Genomic DNA, 2832 nt, shown 5'->3' with positions numbered 1-2832 from the left:
ACTTTTACATCAAATGCTTTGGAAGAGGTTACCACCAGGGAGTTTTTCACGCCGACTGTTTTATCGTTGTTGTAGTCTGTGGTATTGGTATAGTTGAAATCCACCACACCACCGGCAGCTACGCTTCCTGCATCAATAGAGATGACGTCCTGGAGGTTGATGTTCACTGTTGTGGTTGCTTCATTAGAAGAAGACTGTGCGCTCAGGGTGTTGGTACCCAGAACAGCGAAAGCGAAGAATGCAGCGGAAGACAGGATGAAGTTTTTCATAATATAGATTTTTTTATTTTTTGATTGATTTTATTCGATTGATTTAACAGTGCAAATATCGGGTGGGTGGCGGTAGTAATCTGTAGTTGCGCGTGTAAATGGGTGTAGTGGGATTACTACAGGGTTAGAGGTTAGAGGTTAGAAGTTAGAGGAAAGAGGAAAGAGGAAAGAGGAAAGAGGGAGGAGAAAGGAGCGCTGCCGCTCAGGGGGTTGCTTCGTCGGCTGCGCCTCCTCGCAATGACGAGGGCGCGTGTTGCGTGCTGCGTGTTGCGAGGGTGGTCGGTGGTTGCCAATAGCTGAATGATCGGAGGGTGGAAAGGTCTTATCTGTGTCATCTGTGCGCTTGCTTACGGAGTGTCCAGTGTGCGAAGTGTGCTGTGTACATCTGTGAAATTGTGTGCTGTGTTGCCGGGTGCCGGGTGTGAGATGTGCTTATTGTTGGTGTGTTAAAGAACGGAAAAGCTACACTGCTTTTTTTAATTGCGGTGGAATGTTATCTGTTTGGATATATGGGAAAAGTGTGCGAGTGATAGTGCAGGATATGAAGATGGAAAACGCAAGCAGGGAGCTGGGAGAAAGAAGAGAGGCGTGGAGATAAGCGACTTTAAGATCACAGACGATGTTGGCGGTAAACTGTATGCTAAAGGCTATCAGTAGATTGAGTGTGAGGACTGGGGAGGCGAGGAAGAGGGTAGTTGAGGGACGAGTATTGAGCACTACCGTTCAGTTGGTGTCGCATCGCATGAGCGTTCTTCGACATACCAGAAGTGCGAGGTGTGTGGCCGGATGACAGAAGTATAAAGGAAGAGGGAAAAGAGCGGAGGCGAAAAATTTGGTGGCAGTAGAAGGGCGAAAAGTGGCAGGATGTTTTGAAATACAGAAGGGTGAATGGTAATGAAGAGGAAGTTGATGGTGCGGGATGGCAGATTTGCGGATTTGCATATTACCACACCTGATGTTAGCGGAAGCGATACCGGGCTGCCTGGCGGCTTTAAAAACTTTATATTATAAGATAGAGGGAGAGATCCTAAGAATTATTAGCGTAACGCACATGTAAAGGCCTGGAAATTAGGCGTGCAGAGTCGCTACAACAGAAGACCCGGCTGATTTCAGCCAGGTCTGGTGTATTGGGCAGAAGAACTGCTGCCGGAGACTGGTGGTCCAAGGGCAGATGCTGCTATTGTTTTTATTTAGTAGTAGCCGTATAGATTACTTTTTGGGTGTACGTTCCTTTGATTTTTCCGAAGATTTGTTCCTTGGCCTCGGCGCTCGGAATGGTGTAAGAAATATCTACACTTACCGGCTCTGCTTTGCTGCTGCGGTTGGCATTGCTCAACAGCTGCTGGTCATTGTTGCTAAGGGTCACAGCGGCGGGTGTGCCACCGGTTGTAGTGGTGTTTGTGACGGCTAAACGAAGCACGCCCACGGCAATTTTATTACTGCCATTTTCAAAATCGGTTCCCGCTGCTTTTACCTTAACATCAAAAGGAGTGGAAGAAATTACCTTCAGTGAGTTGGGAACAGGTACAGTCTTGTCCGTATTGTAATCCGCGGTCGTTTTATATTCAAAATCTACTTTTCCGCCGTTGGCTACACTTCCTGCATCAATAGAAATTACATCGTCAAGGATGATATTCGCAGTAGTAGTGGCTGTGTTTGAAGTCACCTGTGCACCCAGGGTATTGGTACCCAGAACAGCGAAAGCGAAGAATGCAGCGGAAGAAAGGATGAAGTTTTTCATAGTATACGATTTTTTATTTTCTGATTGATTTTATTCGATTGATTTAACAGTGCAAATATCGGGTGGCCGGCGGTAGTAATCTGTAGTTGCGCGTGTAAATGGGTGTAGTGGGATTACTACAAGGGAGTGGAGGAGTGGGGAGGGGAGGAGTGGGGAGTGGTTGAGTGGTGAGTTGCGGGTTACGGGTTTTCAAAGGAGCGCTGCCGTTCAGGGGGTTGCTTCATCGGCTGACGCCTCCTCGCAATGACGGGGGTACGGGTTGCGGGTTGCGGGTTGCGGGTTGCGAGGTGGCGGGTGGTCGGAAGTCAGTGGTCGGGAGACGGAGGAGGGGAGTGGAGAGTAATTTAGTAATTGAGTAATTGAGGTTGTGAGGTGCGGAGTGGTCAGTGGTCAGTGGTGCGAGTGGCAGTGGGTGAGTGGTTGAGTATTGCGGGTTCTCAAAATAGCGCTGCTGTTCAGGGGGGGGGTTGCTTCGTCGCGCTGGCGCACTTCTCACAATGGCGAGGGTGGAGTGGGGTTCTCGATACATTTTTCCTGCGCTCTGCTTCGGAAAAACACGCGAACTGACAAGGTGCAAGGTGCGGGTAGCAAGGTGGAGGGTTACGAAGTGCTTCGTGAGAAAGGCAGAAGAAAAGAAAAAGGTCCAGGCTGGAGTGCCGGACCTTTTTGGGTATTTTTCCTGAGCGCCGAGAGGCTCAACGCTGGAGGAATTAGTTGGTTGTAGCGGTATAGGTTACTGTTTGGGTGTATTTCCCTTCCGGTTTTCCTAAGAGGACTGTCTGTGCTTTTTCAGCCGGGATGGTGTAGTCGATGTTCAGTGAA

1 protein-coding gene and 1 pseudogene are annotated in these 2832 nt (G+C 48.9%); both read right to left on the bottom strand.

The window, feature by feature from the left end:
- Positions 1-269: pseudogene (locus MVI27_RS11760) on the bottom strand (peptidoglycan-binding protein LysM); the annotation flags it as partial.
- Between the two features lie 1186 nt (positions 270-1455).
- Entirely contained in the window at positions 1456-2010 is a 555-nt protein-coding gene (locus MVI27_RS11755) for a peptidoglycan-binding protein LysM (protein ID WP_246962147.1), read from the bottom strand.
- Positions 2011-2832 lie beyond the last annotated feature (822 nt).

The sequence above is a fragment of the Chryseobacterium salipaludis genome, from assembly GCF_022968825.1.
Classification (GTDB): domain Bacteria; phylum Bacteroidota; class Bacteroidia; order Flavobacteriales; family Weeksellaceae; genus Kaistella; species Kaistella salipaludis.
Note: the sequence above shows the minus strand (reverse complement) of the source record. Positions and strands in the feature narration are given on the sequence as shown.

What these genes read in the sequence shown, in the direction of transcription:
- MVI27_RS11755 (WP_246962147.1), bottom strand. Translation starts at nt 2,010, where the DNA reads ATGAAAAACTTCATCCTTTCTTCCGCTGCATTCTTCGCTTTCGCTGTT.